The following is a 12,792-nucleotide window of genomic DNA, read 5'->3' as shown; positions in this document are numbered from 1 at the left end:
GAGAAACTCGAGCGCAGCTTCGTCGCCCTCAACCACCTTGCCGCTGCCATCATTGCCTTCCGCAAGGTACCTGCCGACGTCAACATAATTTACGGATAAGTTCTTAGTCGAGAGCCACGAAAAAGTGTTCGCACCATGGTGCGTGTGCTGCTGCACCTTGGTGCAATGCGATCTATTCGGCCTTGGGCGTGCCAGTGCTCGCCGGTGCCACCGCCGGAAATTCGACCGCGGGCGCGGGAGCTTCCGCCTTTGCCACGGATGCCAGAACGACCGTGATGAGTTCGGGGTAATCGTACGCGGCGCCGGTGGCCACATCGACGCCCGCACCGATCACGCCCCCAAAGAGGATGTTCCCTGCCGCCAGCGCCTTGGTGGTCGACTTTGCAGATGCGACACCCGGCTCGTGGCCGTCCTTGTCGCAGTTGACCTTCAAGTCGCCGTAGGCGCGGTGAACCGTCGTGGAACCGGGCGTGGTGACGAACCAGACGCCCTTGTCATTCTCGAGCTTGCAGCTCGCGCCGGCCACCGGGCCGGCGGCATTCTGCGTTGCCACCGAAATGCTCTGGTTCGTTCCGCCGACGATGGAGGCGCATCCGACGGTTTGGGCCAGAACGGCCAGGGCGATGTAGGGACGAAGGTTCATTGTTGAAAATCCAGGGGAGATGGAGGTGCCGATGGGAATGGATTGTTCCGATCCTCCTCCGCGCCCACGATCAGAGGAGTCTGAAAATGTGCGGCAGGCCCGGCGCCGGCGGCCGTATCTCAGCGCTGCCGCCGCAGCAGCAGCCGCGCCACACCGCCCGGCATCACGAACACGAACAGGATCAGCACCACGCCGTAGATCGCCCAGGGCGCGGACTGGGTGATCTTTTCGGCCGCGGTCGGGACGAACACGATGAACAGGGCGCCATACAGCGCGCCCGAGAGCGTTCCGACGCCGCCGACCACCACGCCCACCAGCAGCGAGATCGACAGGAACATCGTGAACGAGTCGGGCGCCACGAACTGCACCGCGATCGCCGACAGGGCGCCGCCGATGCCGGTGTACATCGCCGAGATGCCGAAGGCGCCGGCCTTGTAGCGACGGTTGTCGATGCCCATCGCCTGCGCCGCCAGCGGATGGTCGCGGATCGCGACGATCGCCCGGCCGGCGCCGCTGTGCAGGAGGTTGCGCGCCAGCGCGAACAAGATCACCACCACAGCCAGCGCGAACAGGTAGAGCCACTGGTCCTGCGTGAGCGGCAGGCCGAAGGGCGCATCGGGCTTGGCCAGCACCAGGCCCTGCACGCCGCCGGTCCACGGCTCCAGGTGCTTGTACTTGAGCAGCTGCGGCATCGCCACGCCGAGCGCGAAGGTGGCCAGCGCCAGGTACAGGCCTTCGAGCTTGAGTGCCGGCAGGCCGAACAGCACGCCGGCCACCAGGCAGACCGCGCCCGCGGCCGGGATGGTCGCCCAGTAGGGCAGGCCGAAGCGGTCCATGAGGATCGCCGCGGTGTAGGCCCCGAGGGCATAGAAGGCACCATGCCCGAGCGAGATCTGTCCGTTGTAGCCGGTGAGGATGTTAAGCCCCAGCAGCGCCACCGCGTACGACAGCACCATGGTGGCCTGGAACACGGCGTAGCCCTCGGCCAGGAAGGGAAAGGCGAGGGCCAGCAACAGCAGCAGCGCGAAGGCGGTGCGTTCGACGAGGCGCATGGCTAGACCTTCACCACGATGGTCCGGCCGAACAGCCCGCTCGGACGCACGATCAGCACGCCGACGATCAGCACCAGCGCGACCGTGAGCTTGAGCTCGGTGCCGACCACGTAGCTGCCGATGAGGTTCTCCAGCACGCCGACGATGAAGCCGCCGAGCACCGCGCCCGCGGGGCTGTCGATGCCGCCGACCAGCGCGCCGGCAAAGGCGTAGAGCAGCACGCCACCCATCATGCCGGGGTCGAGGAAGACCACCGGCGCGACCAGCATGCCGGCCACCGCGCCGACCGCACCGGCCAGGCCCCAGCCTAGCATCAGCATCCACCCGACGTCGATGCCGACCAGCCGCGACGACACCGGGTTCTGTGCCGCCGCGCGCATCGCGAGGCCGAGCGCGGTGAAGCGGAAGAAGCCGAAGATCAGCGCCATCACGGCGAGCGTGATCGCGATTGCGCCGACCTCGTGCGCGGACATGAGCGCCGTGCCGTACCAGGCGCGCTCCGGGAACGGGCTGGGGAACTGCTTGATCGTGTAGCCGAACAACCAGCCGGCGAGGCTATGGAAGATCATCAGCAGCGCGATGAAGACGACCACCACCGACAGCACCGGCGCATGGCGCATCGGACGGATCACGATCCGCTCGACCAGCGCGCCCATCACGAAGGACAGGCCCACGGTGAGGCCGAACATCGCCCAGCCGAGGTAGGTGGAGAACATCGCCATCTCGCCCTGTGCGAAGTTCACGAGGTGGGTCGACTGGTAGATCATGACCAGCGCCAGCGCGACACTGGCGTAGATGCCGCCGGTGGCCAGGCCGGCCAGCAGCTGGTGCAGGAATGCTTGCATGTTGTCTCCTTGAGCTCGTGCTCAGCCGCCGAGGTACACGCGGCGCACCGCGTCATTGCCGCGGACCTCTTGCGGCGTGCCGTTCAGCACGATGCGGCCGCTCTCCATGAGGTAGACCGAATCGGCGATGTCGAGCGCCAGCGCGGCGTTCTGCTCGACCAGCAGGATCGAGACGCCCTGCTCCGCGTTGATGCGCCGCATGATCTCGAAGATGTCGCGCACGACCAGCGGCGCGAGCCCGAAGGAGGGCTCGTCGAGCAGCAGCAGGCGCGGCCGCGACATCAGTGCCCGGCCGATCGCCAGCATCTGCTGCTCGCCGCCGGACAAGGTTCCGGCCTGCTGGCCGCTGCGTTCCCTGAGCCGCGGAAAGTAGCCGTAGACCCGCTCGAAGTCTTCGGCGACGCCCGCGCGGTCTCGCCGCCCGTAGGCGCCCAGGCGCAGGTTCTCCTCGGTGCTCAACGCAAGGAAGGTGCCGCGGCCGTCGGGCACGTGGGCGACGCCGAGCCGCACGATCCGCTCGGTGGGCCGGCCGTCGGCGCGCTCGCCGCCGATGCGGATCGTGCCCGTGGTGCGCACAGCCATCTGGCACAGCGCGCGCAGGGTCGTGGTCTTGCCGGCGCCGTTGGCGCCGAGCAGCGCGGTGACCGAGCCGGCCCGCATCGACAGGCCGATGCCGTGCAGCACGCGGCTCGCGCCATAGGCCGCATGCAGCCCCTCGACTTCAAGCAGCATCGGCATGGGCGCCTCCCAGGTAGGCCTGGATCACCTCGGGGTGCTGCCGCACCGCGGCCGGCGGGCCCTCGGCGATCTTGCGGCCGAAGTTCAGCACCACCACCTGGTCGGAGATCGCCATCACCAGGCCCATGTGGTGCTCGACCAGCAGCACCGTGACGCCCAGCCGGTCGCGGATCTCGCGGATCAGCGCGGCCAGGCCTTCGAGCTCTTCATGGTTGAGCCCGCAGGCCGGCTCGTCGAGCAGCAGCAGGCGCGGCCGGCCGCAGAGCGCGCGGCCGAGCTCGACCCGCTTCTGGGTGCCGAAGGGCAGGTCGGCCACGATGCGCTCGGCGCAGTCTTCGAGCGCCAGGAAGCGCAGCAGTTCGTCCGCCCTCGCCTGCGCCTCGCGCTCCGTGCGTCGCTCGCCGGGCAGGCGCAGCAGGGCGCCCACGAAGCCGGCCGGCTGCCGGCCATGGCAGCCGACCAGCAGGTTCTCGCGCACGCTCATGCTGCCGAACAGCGCGAGGTTCTGGAAGGTGCGGCCGATGCCCTCGCCCGCCATGCGGTGGCGCGGCAATGTCGAGATGCGCCGGCCATCGAACTCGATGCTTCCGGCGCCGCAGTCGTAGATGCGCGAGAGGCAATTGAAGACGGTGCTCTTGCCGGCGCCGTTGGGACCGATCAGGCCGCAGATCTGGCCGGCCTCGACGCTGAACGACACCGCATCGAGCGCCACGATGCCGCCGAAGCGCACCGTCACCGCCTGCACGCGCAGCAGCGGCGCGCCGGTTGAAGGCGTGTTCACGGCCCGAGCAGGTCGCCGAATTTCTCATAGCCGGTGCCGTCGAAGCGCACCAGCTGCATCTGCCGGATCGGATAGAAGTTGTCGGGCCCGGTCTTCAGGCGGATGCCCGGATAGAGCATCGGCAAGGTCATGTCGAGGCTCGCGGCCTGCTTCATGAGGTTGGCGCGGGTCAGGTCGTCGCCGGCCTGGGTCAGCAGCTGCACCAGCGCCTGCGCCATCGAGTAGCCCGTGACGTTGAGCGTGTCGTTCGGGTCGCCCTCGGGGTAGTACTGCTTCATGAAGGCCGCGAAGTCGCGCCCCTCCGGCGTGTCGCGGCCATCGCTCGGATCGCGCAGGTAGGTGGCGGTGAGGAGCCCCTTCGCATGCTCGGCGCCGGCCGGCTTGAGCACCGCCGCCACCGAGTTCGACACGTTGGTCAGGTAGTGCGCGGGCTTCCAGCCGATCGCGGCCATCTTGCGGATGGTCTGGGCCGCGAACTTGGTCTGCGAGAAGTTCATCAGCGTGTCGGCGCCCGAGCTCCTGAGGCTGATGATCTGGCTGTCGACCGTGGGGTCGCTGACCTCGTAGCTGGCCTGGGCCACGACCACCGATCTGGCCTTGTCGCCGAGGCCATCGAGGAAGCCGCGCACGATGTCCTTGCCGAACTCGTCGTTCTGGTAGAGCACCGCCACCTTGGCATCGGGCCGGCTGGCCAGGATGTGGGCGGCGTAGATGCGGCCTTCGGTCACGTAGGTGGGGTTGAAGCCGATGCTCCACGGGAACTGGCGGTGGTCGCCCCAGCGCTCGGCACCCGAGCTCACGAAGAGCTGCGGCACCTTCCTGATGTTGAGGTACTTCTGCGTTGCTGCATTGGTGGGCGTGCCGAGCGGGCCGAAGATCAGCAGAACCTTCTGCTGCTCGACCAGCTTGCGGGTCTGCTCCACGGCCACCGGCGGGCTGTAGGCGTCGTCGAGCGAGATGAACTCGATCTTGCGGCCGCCGATGCCGCCCTCGGCGTTGACCTTGCGGAAGTAGGCGGCTGCGCTCTTGCCCACGGTGCCGTAGACCGAGGCCGGCCCGGAGTACGGCATGGTGTTGCCGATCTTGATCGTGGTGTCGGTGGCGCCGGGGTCGTAGCGCTTCTGGGCCTGCGCCAGCAGGGCGCTGCCTGCGAGGACGGCCACGGCCAGCCAGCGGCCGGCCCTTCGAATGTCGCGTGTCTGCATGGTTCTCTCCCTGGGTGGTGTGACAGTTCGGTGTGGCGGCGGACGGCTTCTGCCGTCTCTTGTTCCGCGCCGACCGGCCGCGCTTTAGGCCGGCGGATCGGATGCGGCGCGCAGGCGATCGCGCAGGGCGCGGCGGTTGAGCTTGCCCACCGCGGTCTTCGGGATCTGCTCGGTGAAGATCACGCGCCGCGGCTTCTTGTAGGACGCCAGCCGGGCCGCGACGTGTGCAATGAGCTCGGCCGCCAGCGCATCGCTTTCGGCATTGCCGGGCGCGAGCGCCACCACCGCGGTGACCGCCTCCACCCACTTGTCGTCGGGCAGGCCGACGACCGCGCATTCGCGCACGGCGGGATGGGCGAGCAGCGCCTCTTCGACCTCGCGCGGATAGACGTTGTAGCCGCCGCTGACGATCATGTCAGAGGTGCGGTCCTTGAGGAACAGGAAGCCGTGCTCGTCGAACACGCCGACGTCGCGCGTGAGCACCCAGCCGTCGGGCTTGAAGGTCTCTGCCGTGAGCTCGGGCGCAGCGTGGTAGCCGGCCACCGCCGACGGCGCGCGCACCGCGATCTCGCCGGGCTGGCCCGGCGGCACGTCGTGGCCGGACTCGTCGAGCAGCCGCACTTCGACCTCGATGGCAGGCTGGCCGCAGGCGCCCAGCCGCTCGCCATGGTGGTCTTCGGGCCGCAGCACTGCGAGGCACAGCGGCACCTCGGTCTGGCCGTAGTACTGCCAGAAGCGGTGTTGGCCCCAGAGCGCCATTGCGCGTTCGATCACGGGGCGCGGCATCGGCGACGCACCGTAGATCACGTAGCGCAGCGCATCGACCTTGCAGGTCGCCATGGCCGGCGTCTCGACCAGCATCTGCAGCATGGTCGGCACCAGGTTGATCGCGGTCGCGCGCTCGCGCTCGATCGCGGCCAGGAAGGACTCGGGCTCGAAGCCCGGCAGGATCACGGTGCGGCCGCCGCGCAGCCAGAAGGGCAGCACGAAGACGCCGCTGGCGTGGATCAGCGAGGCGGCATGCAGCATCGCGTCGTCGGGCGTCGCGGGCAGCAGGTTCAGCAGCACGTTGCGGCAGATCGCGGCATAGGAGCCCTGCGTGTGCTGCGCGGCCTTGAGCGTGCCGGTGGTGCCGGAGGTGAACAGGGTCAGGATCACGTCGTCGGCGCTCACCTGAAGATCGGGGTCGCGCGCCGGCTGCTGCGCGGCCGCGGCGATCAGGTCGGTGCCGCCGGGCAGGCTGGCATCGAGGCCATGGCAGTCCAGGCCCGGCAGGGCCTCGCGCAGTGCGGCGGCGCGCTCGGCGAGGTCGGCCCCGAACACCAGCAGGCGGCAGCCGGTGTCCTGCAGCATGCGCACGTGCTCGGGCAGTGACAGCCGGGCATTGAGCGGGACGCGGTTGAGCGCCGCCTTCACGCAGGCGAAGTCGAGCGGCACGCTGTAGAGGCTGTTGTTGACCAGCAGCGCGATGCGCGTGCCGGGCTCGGCGCCGCGGGCGCGCAGTGCGTGGGCCAGCCGGGCGCTGAGCGCATCGACCTCGGCGAAGCTCAGGCTGCGGCCGTTGAAGCTGAGGGCGGTGCGGGGCCCGTGCTGGGCGGCGCCGCGGCGGATCAGATCGAGGGTGGTGGGGACCATGTTCGCCTTCCTATTTGCCAAAGCTGCCGTGGCGGCCGGCGCCCTGGACGAAGCGGGCGGCGCCCGCCACGGCTTCCTCGAACACCACCGGAACGCCTTGGGCGCCTTCGGCGCGCAGCGCCTCTGCCAGCGGGAGATCCCACTGGCCATAGGCCGACGCGCGATCGGCCAGCATGCAGCGGCGCGGGAAGTCAGCGATCTCGCGCGCCAGGGCCTCGGCGGCCTCGCGCGCAGTGCCTGGGTCGACCAGGCGGCTGGCCAGCCCCATCGCGAACGCTTCTTCGGCCCCCACTGGGCGGCCGGTCAGGATCATGTCGAGCGCCCGGCCCATGCCGACGATGCGCGGCAGCCGCACCGTGCCGCCATCGATCAGCGGCACGCCCCAGCGGCGGCAGAAGACGCCGAACACCGCATCGCGTTCGACCACCCGCAGGTCGGCCAGCAGCGCGAGTTCGAGGCCGCCGGCCACGGCATAGCCGCTGACCGCGGCGATCAGCGGCTTGGACAGCGCCATGCGGGAGGGGCCCATCGGCCCGCTGCCGCCGCCCTGGGGATCGAGCTCGTGGCGGCGTGAAGGATCGCCGACGGCGCTCAGGTCGGCACCGGCGCAGAAATGGCCGCCGGCACCCCACAGCACCGCCACCTGCTGCGTGTCGTCGGCCTCGAAGGCTTCGAAGGCGCGGCGCAGATCGATCGCCATCGGGCCGTCGACCGCGTTGCGCACCGCGGGGCGGTCCAGGATGATCGTGCACACTGGGCCGTCGACCTCGGTACGGATGAAAGAACCCGCCATTCGCTTTCTCCATTGATATTTCAATGAAAATGATATAGACGGCAGAATAAGAAAGATTACACGTTTTCACCTAGATGGACATAATTCATAACATCGAAGAAGGCGAACCTTCGGCTGCGGACCTGGTGCTCGACCTGCTGATCACCCATCCCGAGCCGCACATGACGGTGCAGACGCTCGCGCGCGCGGGCGAGATCATGGGACTCAGCACGCCCAGCGTGCGGGTGGCGCTGACGCGCCTGCTGGGCCAGGATCGGATCGTCAAGACCGGACGCGGCTGCTATGCCGTGCAGCTGCTGGGCAACTCGGTGCACTACGAGGTGCAGCACTGGTTCGAGAAGGAGAGCCGGATGGGCCATTGGGCCGGCGGCTGGCTGCTGGTGCATGACGGCGACGTGCCGCGCAGCGACAAGACCGCCTGGCGGCACCACCTGCGGGCGCTCGACCTGAACGGGTTTCGCACGCTGGCCGCGGGCCTCTCGGTGCGGCCCGACAACCTCGACGGCGGCGCCGAGGCGATGCGCGCGGCGCTGGCCCGGCTCGGCTTGGCGGCGGGCAGCCTGGTGTTCGGCGGCAGCGGCTTCGACGCCGATGCCGCTGCGCGAATGCGGGCGCTGTGGGACGTTGAGGCACTGTCCGCCGCCTATCGCGGCGCATTGAAGCTGATCGAGGACAGCAACGCGCGCCTGCCGCGCCTGGCGCCCGAGGCGGCGGCCCGCGAGACGCTGCTGGTGGGGCGCACGGTGATCCGCGGCATCGTGCGCGATCCGCTGCTGCCCGAGGCGATCCAGCCCGGCGCGCCGCGGCGGGCGCTGATCGAGGCGACGCGCAGCTATCAGGCGCGGGCGCGTGAGCTTTGGCGAGAGGTGCTGGCCGGCTGATCGGCCAGCTCGCCTCTCAGTCCTCGAACACCTCGGTATCCACCTCGGTGCTGCTCTGCGCGCCATAGCGCGCACCGCTCACGGTGCGCTGGTTGATCACCGCGTCGACCCGCGCAACCAGTTCGGGCGACAGCCGGACCTGCTCGGCCTGCAGGTCTTCATTCAGGTGGGCGAGACTGGTCGTGCCGGGAATCGGGATGACATGCTCGCCGCGCGACAGCAGCCAGGCCAGTGCCAGCTGCGCCGGCGTGCAGCCGGCCTCTTTCGCCAGCGCCTTGTAGGCCGGCAGCAGCGCCAGGTTGCGCGCGTAGTTCTCGGGCGAGAAGCGTGGCATCGCGCGCCGGATGTCCTTGGCGTCGAGCGTCGACACGTCGTGCAGCACGTCGCACAGGAAGCCGCGCGCCAGCGGACTGAAGGCCACCAGCGCAGTACCCAGCTCGCGGCAGGCATCGAGCACGCCGATCTCGGTGTTGCGGCTCCAGAGCGAATATTCGTTCTGGACCGCGGCGATCGGGTGCACCGCATGCGCGCGGCGCAACGTGGCGGCCGAGACCTCCGACAGACCCAGCGCGCGCACCTTGCCTTCTTCGACCAGGCGCGACATCTCGCCGACCGAGTCCTCGATCGGCACCGACTTGTCCCAGCGATGCAGGTAGTAGAGATCGATGACCTCGGTCTGCAGGTTCCGCAGGCTGTCTTCGCAGTTGCGGCGCAAGGTGGCCAGGCGGCCGTCGATCACGCGGCGCAGCGTGCCATCGTCGCCGCGCACACCCGCCATGCCGCCCTTGCTGGCCAGCGTGAAGGCGCTGCGGTGCGGCTTCAACACCCGTCCGACCAACTGCTCGTTGGCCCCGAAGCCATACAGCGCCGCAGTATCGAACAAGGTCACGCCGGCATCCAGCGCCGCCAGCAGCAGCCGCTCGCCCTGCTCCGCCGACGGCGGCACGCCATAGGCATGGCTCAGGTTCATGCAGCCGAGGCCGATCGCGCTGACCGAGAAGGGGCCGAGTTGACGCGTGTGCATGGCGTGGCTCAGCTCTGCAGCTGCTGTTCGAGCTGCTGCAGAACCTGGTAGCAGGGCAGCACCTGCGCCACGCTCGAATTCGGCTCGCGGCCTTCGCGGATCGCGGCGAAGAACTCGCGGTCCTGCAGCTCGATGCCGTTCATCGACACGTCCACCTTCGAGACGTCGATCGCTTCTTCCTTGCCGGTGAACAGATCGTCGTAGCGCGCGATGTAGGTGCCGGTGTCGCCGATGTAGCGGAAGAAGGTGCCGAGCGGGCCGTCGTTGTTGAAGGACAGCGACAGCGTGCAGATCGCGCCGTTGGCCGCCTGCAGCTGGATCGACATGTCCATCGCGATGCCCAGGGTCGGGTGGATCGGGCCCTGCACCGCATTGGCCTTCACGATCGGGCTGCCGGCCTGGTAGGCGAACAGGTCGACCGTGTGCGCGGCGTGGTGCCACAGCAGGTGGTCGGTCCAGCTGCGCGCCTGGCCCAGCGCGTTCATGTTGGTGCGGCGGAAGAAGTAGGTCTGCACGTCCATCTGCTGGATGTTGAACTCGCCGGCCTTGATCTTCTTGTGCACCCACTGGTGGCTGGGGTTGAAGCGGCGCGTGTGGCCGCACATCGCGACCAGCCCGGTCTGCTTCTGCAGGTCGACCACGGCCTGCGCGTCCTTGAGCGAATCCGCCAGCGGGATCTCGACCTGCACGTGCTTGCCGGCCTTGAGCGCCGCGATGCTCTGCGAGGCGTGCATCTGGGTCGGCGTGCAGAGGATGACGGCGTCGACCTCCTTCAGCGCCAGCGATTCGGCGAGGTCGGTCGTGACATGGCCGATGCCGTACTTGGCCGCCACTTCTCGGGTCTTGTCGAGTTCGCGGCTGACCAGCGAGACGACTTCGACGCCGTCGATCTTCTTGATGCCGTCGAGGTGCTTGATGCCGAAGGCGCCGGCACCGGCGAGGGCAACCTTGATGGTCTTGGTCATTGTTGGTTCTCCAGGATGAGGTGGCCCACGGCCGTGTTGGACGCGGGAACATGGAAGAAGCGGTGCGCCACCTTGGGCGGCTTGCCGCCGGCGACGTCGGCCATCGCGCCGCGTGCGATCAGCCACATCACGAGCTCGATGCCCTCGGAGCCGGCTTCGCGCACGTAGTCGATGTGCGGCACCTTCGAGAGGCCGTCGGGGTCGGCGATCAGGCGGTCGAGGAACTTGTTGTCCCACTCGGCGTTGATCAGGCCGGCGCGCGGACCCTGCAGCTGATGGCTCATGCCGCCGGTGCCCCAGATGTGGACATTGATGTCCTCGTCGTAGGACTCGACAGCGCGGCGAATCGCCTGGCCCAGCATGAAGCAGCGGCGGCCGCTCGGCACCGGGTACTGCACCACGTTGACCGCGAAGGGGATCACCGGGCAGGGCCAGCGGAAGTCGGACTGCGGGGGCTGGCCGCACATCAGCGACAGCGGCACCGTGAGCCCGTGGTCGACGTCCATCTTGTTGACGATGGTGAGGTCGAAGTCCTGCTGGATCACGCTCTGCGCGATGTGGGAGGCCAGCGGCGCGTGGCCGATGACGGTCGGCACCGGGCGCGGGCCCCAGCCTTCGTCGGCCGGCTGGTACGAGTCGGCGGTGCCGATCGCGAAGGTCGGGATCATGTCCAGGCTGAAGGCCGTCGCGTGGTCGTTGTAGACCAGGAAGATGACGTCGGGCTTGTTGTCCTTCATCCACTGCTTGGAGAAGTCGTAGCCCGCGAACAGCGGCTGCCAGTAGGGCTCGTGCGATTTGCCGAGGTCGAGCGCGGCGCCGATGGCGGGCACGTGCGAGGTGTAGACGGATGCGGTGATGCGGGCCATGTCAGTTGCCTTTTTTTCCTGCGGCGCCCTGGGGCTGCCGATGCGCCTGCGCAGTGCCGTCCTCGCCGACGCGGCGATTGCCCTCGACCGAACGGCCGCCCTTGATCATCATGTCGCGGTATTCCTCTTCGGTCATGCCGGTCATGCTGCCGGCCATCTGCTGGAAGCTCTTGCCGTCGGTGGCGCCGATCTTGGCCAGGAAGTAGATGTTGCCCCCGAGCGCGATGCAGCGGTTGAGGTCGCGCGCCAGCACCGCGAGCTTCTGCTCTTCGGTCATCGGCCACTCGTCGAGGTAGGCCCGCTCGTCGGCCTTGAAGCGCTCGCGGTTGGCGGCCTTCATGAGCGACATGCAGAACTGGTTCAGGTGATAGCCCAGACGCGATTGCTCGGCGTCGAAGATGGTCGTGCCGGGCACGTCCTTGTAGGGTTTCTCGAGTGACATTACTTCAGCTCCGGCCAGTACAGCCGCGTCGGGTTGTCGACCAGCAGCTTGCGCTGCAGCTCGGCGGTGGTCGCGATCTGCGGGATGAAATCGACCAGCAGGCCGTCGTCGGGCATGTGGTCCTTGAGGTTCGGGTGCGGCCAGTCGGTGCCCCACAGCACGCGGTCGGGGAAGCTCTCGACCACCTTGCGGGCGAAGGGCACGACGTCCTGGTAGGCCGCCTGCTCGCCGTTCAATGCCTTCGGGCCGGTGAGCGACAGGCGCTCGGGGCAGCTGACCTTGCTCCACACATTGGTGTGCTCGCGCATGAACTTCAGGAACAGCTCGAACTCGGGGCCGTCGATCGGCTTGCTGACGTCGGGGCGGCCCATGTGGTCGACCACCACGGTGGTCGGCAGCGCGGTGAAGAAGTCCCACAGCTCGGGCAGGTCGACCGCCTCGAAGTAGATCACCACGTGCCAGCCCAGCGGCGCAATGCGGCTGGCGATCTCCAGCAGTTCGTCCTTGGGCGTGAAGTCGACCAACCGCTTGACGAAGTTGAAGCGCACACCGCGCACGCCGGCGTCGTGCAGCTCCTTGAGCTCTGCATCGCTGATGCTGCGCTTGACCGTGGCGATGCCCTTGGCACGTCCGCCGGAGGCCTTCAGCGCATCGACCATGGCGCGGTTGTCGGCGCCGTGGCAGGTGGCCTGGACGACCACGTTCTTGTCGAAGCCGAGGTGGTCGCGCAGTGCGAACAGCTGGTCCTTCGATGCATCGCAGGGCGTGTACTTGCGTTCCGGGGCGAACGGGAACTGGTCGCCCGGGCCGAACACGTGGCAGTGCGCATCGACGCTGCCGGCCGGCACCTTGAAGCGCGGCTTGGAGGGGCCGGCGTACCAGTCGAGCCAACCCGGGGTCTTGGTGAATTTCTCGGTCATGG

General features: G+C 68.5%; 14 protein-coding genes and 1 pseudogene. 2 read left to right on the top strand and 13 right to left on the bottom strand.

Annotated features, from left to right (window positions below; genetic code table 11):
* Window positions 1–99 (top strand): annotated as a pseudogene (locus QZH52_RS31410) (IS5/IS1182 family transposase); the annotation flags it as partial.
* A gap of 73 nt (window positions 100–172) precedes the next feature.
* On the opposite strand, the gene QZH52_RS31405 reads toward QZH52_RS31410, so the two are convergent.
* The 8 genes from QZH52_RS31405 to QZH52_RS31370 all read right to left on the bottom strand — a co-directional run bounded on the left by QZH52_RS31405 (window position 173) and on the right by QZH52_RS31370 (window position 7,692).
* Entirely contained in the window at window positions 173–643 is a 471-nt protein-coding gene (locus QZH52_RS31405) for a hypothetical protein (protein ID WP_301815000.1), read from the bottom strand.
* A 119-nt stretch (window positions 644–762) separates the two neighbouring features.
* On the bottom strand, window positions 763–1,695 hold the full coding sequence (locus QZH52_RS31400) for a branched-chain amino acid ABC transporter permease (RefSeq protein ID WP_301814999.1): 933 nt from the start codon (window positions 1,693–1,695) through the stop codon (window positions 763–765).
* A gap of 2 nt (window positions 1,696–1,697) precedes the next feature.
* The gene (locus tag QZH52_RS31395) at window positions 1,698–2,540 is read right to left on the bottom strand and encodes a branched-chain amino acid ABC transporter permease (protein ID WP_301814998.1); all 843 of its coding nucleotides are present in this window, start codon (window positions 2,538–2,540) and stop codon (window positions 1,698–1,700) included.
* Window positions 2,541–2,561: 21 nt separating this feature from the next.
* Window positions 2,562–3,278: an ABC transporter ATP-binding protein gene (locus QZH52_RS31390; protein WP_301814997.1), complete on the bottom strand. Its 717-nt coding sequence runs from the start codon at window positions 3,276–3,278 to the stop codon at window positions 2,562–2,564.
* A complete protein-coding gene (locus QZH52_RS31385) occupies window positions 3,262–4,059 on the bottom strand; it encodes an ABC transporter ATP-binding protein (protein ID WP_301814996.1) in 798 nt (265 codons plus the stop codon). Before QZH52_RS31385 ends, QZH52_RS31390 begins: the two co-directional genes overlap by 17 nt.
* Window positions 4,056–5,264 carry an ABC transporter substrate-binding protein gene (locus QZH52_RS31380; RefSeq protein WP_301814995.1) on the bottom strand — a complete coding sequence of 403 codons (1,209 nt, stop codon included), beginning with the start codon at window positions 5,262–5,264 and terminating at the stop codon, window positions 4,056–4,058. Before QZH52_RS31380 ends, QZH52_RS31385 begins: the two co-directional genes overlap by 4 nt.
* A gap of 84 nt (window positions 5,265–5,348) precedes the next feature.
* Window positions 5,349–6,899 carry an AMP-binding protein gene (locus QZH52_RS31375; RefSeq protein WP_301814994.1) on the bottom strand — a complete coding sequence of 517 codons (1,551 nt, stop codon included), beginning with the start codon at window positions 6,897–6,899 and terminating at the stop codon, window positions 5,349–5,351.
* Between the two features lie 10 nt (window positions 6,900–6,909).
* On the bottom strand, window positions 6,910–7,692 hold the full coding sequence (locus QZH52_RS31370; RefSeq protein WP_301814993.1) for a crotonase/enoyl-CoA hydratase family protein: 783 nt from the start codon (window positions 7,690–7,692) through the stop codon (window positions 6,910–6,912).
* 74 nt (window positions 7,693–7,766) lie between these two features.
* Between QZH52_RS31370 and QZH52_RS31365 the strand changes: the two genes are divergently transcribed.
* Window positions 7,767–8,573, top strand: coding sequence for a PaaX family transcriptional regulator (locus QZH52_RS31365; RefSeq protein ID WP_301814990.1), 807 nt, complete (start codon window positions 7,767–7,769; stop codon window positions 8,571–8,573).
* 16 nt (window positions 8,574–8,589) lie between these two features.
* Here QZH52_RS31365 and QZH52_RS31360 read toward each other — a convergent pair whose 3' ends face one another.
* From QZH52_RS31360 to QZH52_RS31340, 5 genes are read right to left on the bottom strand one after another with little or no spacing between them, the layout of a single operon-like run.
* Window positions 8,590–9,597, bottom strand: coding sequence for an aldo/keto reductase (locus QZH52_RS31360; RefSeq protein WP_301814987.1), 1,008 nt, complete (start codon window positions 9,595–9,597; stop codon window positions 8,590–8,592).
* 8 nt (window positions 9,598–9,605) lie between these two features.
* Window positions 9,606–10,562 carry a Gfo/Idh/MocA family oxidoreductase gene (locus tag QZH52_RS31355; RefSeq protein ID WP_301814985.1) on the bottom strand — a complete coding sequence of 319 codons (957 nt, stop codon included), beginning with the start codon at window positions 10,560–10,562 and terminating at the stop codon, window positions 9,606–9,608.
* Window positions 10,559–11,428, bottom strand: a complete 870-nt coding sequence (locus QZH52_RS31350; protein WP_301814984.1) for a class III extradiol dioxygenase subunit beta — start codon at window positions 11,426–11,428, stop codon at window positions 10,559–10,561. Before QZH52_RS31350 ends, QZH52_RS31355 begins: the two co-directional genes overlap by 4 nt.
* A 1-nt stretch (window position 11,429) precedes the next feature.
* Window positions 11,430–11,870: a protocatechuate 4,5-dioxygenase subunit alpha gene (gene ligA, locus QZH52_RS31345; protein WP_286372900.1), complete on the bottom strand. Its 441-nt coding sequence runs from the start codon at window positions 11,868–11,870 to the stop codon at window positions 11,430–11,432.
* Window positions 11,870–12,790 (bottom strand): amidohydrolase family protein, encoded by a 921-nt coding sequence (locus QZH52_RS31340; RefSeq protein WP_286372899.1) that lies wholly within the window; start codon window positions 12,788–12,790, stop codon window positions 11,870–11,872. The genes ligA and QZH52_RS31340 overlap by 1 nt, the downstream gene beginning before the upstream one ends.
* Window positions 12,791–12,792 lie beyond the last annotated feature (2 nt).

It is taken from the genome of Variovorax ginsengisoli (assembly GCF_030486595.1).
Classification (GTDB): domain Bacteria; phylum Pseudomonadota; class Gammaproteobacteria; order Burkholderiales; family Burkholderiaceae_C; genus Variovorax; species Variovorax ginsengisoli_B.
This window is presented reverse-complemented; position numbering and strand designations above follow the sequence as displayed.

Excerpts from the sequence above, each read along its gene's own strand:
- QZH52_RS31405 (WP_301815000.1), bottom strand. The coding sequence starts at position 643 with ATGAACCTTCGTCCCTACATCGCCCTGGCCGTTCTGGCCCAAACCGTC.
- QZH52_RS31400 (WP_301814999.1), bottom strand. The coding sequence starts at position 1,695 with ATGCGCCTCGTCGAACGCACCGCCTTCGCGCTGCTGCTGTTGCTGGCC.
- QZH52_RS31395 (WP_301814998.1), bottom strand. The coding sequence starts at position 2,540 with ATGCAAGCATTCCTGCACCAGCTGCTGGCCGGCCTGGCCACCGGCGGC.
- QZH52_RS31390 (WP_301814997.1), bottom strand. The coding sequence starts at position 3,278 with ATGCCGATGCTGCTTGAAGTCGAGGGGCTGCATGCGGCCTATGGCGCG.
- QZH52_RS31380 (WP_301814995.1), bottom strand. The coding sequence starts at position 5,264 with ATGCAGACACGCGACATTCGAAGGGCCGGCCGCTGGCTGGCCGTGGCC.
- QZH52_RS31375 (WP_301814994.1), bottom strand. The coding sequence starts at position 6,899 with ATGGTCCCCACCACCCTCGATCTGATCCGCCGCGGCGCCGCCCAGCAC.
- QZH52_RS31370 (WP_301814993.1), bottom strand. The coding sequence starts at position 7,692 with ATGGCGGGTTCTTTCATCCGTACCGAGGTCGACGGCCCAGTGTGCACG.
- QZH52_RS31365 (WP_301814990.1), top strand. The coding sequence starts at position 7,767 with ATGGACATAATTCATAACATCGAAGAAGGCGAACCTTCGGCTGCGGAC.
- QZH52_RS31360 (WP_301814987.1), bottom strand. The coding sequence starts at position 9,597 with ATGCACACGCGTCAACTCGGCCCCTTCTCGGTCAGCGCGATCGGCCTC.
- QZH52_RS31355 (WP_301814985.1), bottom strand. The coding sequence starts at position 10,562 with ATGACCAAGACCATCAAGGTTGCCCTCGCCGGTGCCGGCGCCTTCGGC.
- QZH52_RS31350 (WP_301814984.1), bottom strand. The coding sequence starts at position 11,428 with ATGGCCCGCATCACCGCATCCGTCTACACCTCGCACGTGCCCGCCATC.
- ligA (WP_286372900.1), bottom strand. The coding sequence starts at position 11,870 with ATGTCACTCGAGAAACCCTACAAGGACGTGCCCGGCACGACCATCTTC.
- QZH52_RS31340 (WP_286372899.1), bottom strand. The coding sequence starts at position 12,790 with ATGACCGAGAAATTCACCAAGACCCCGGGTTGGCTCGACTGGTACGCC.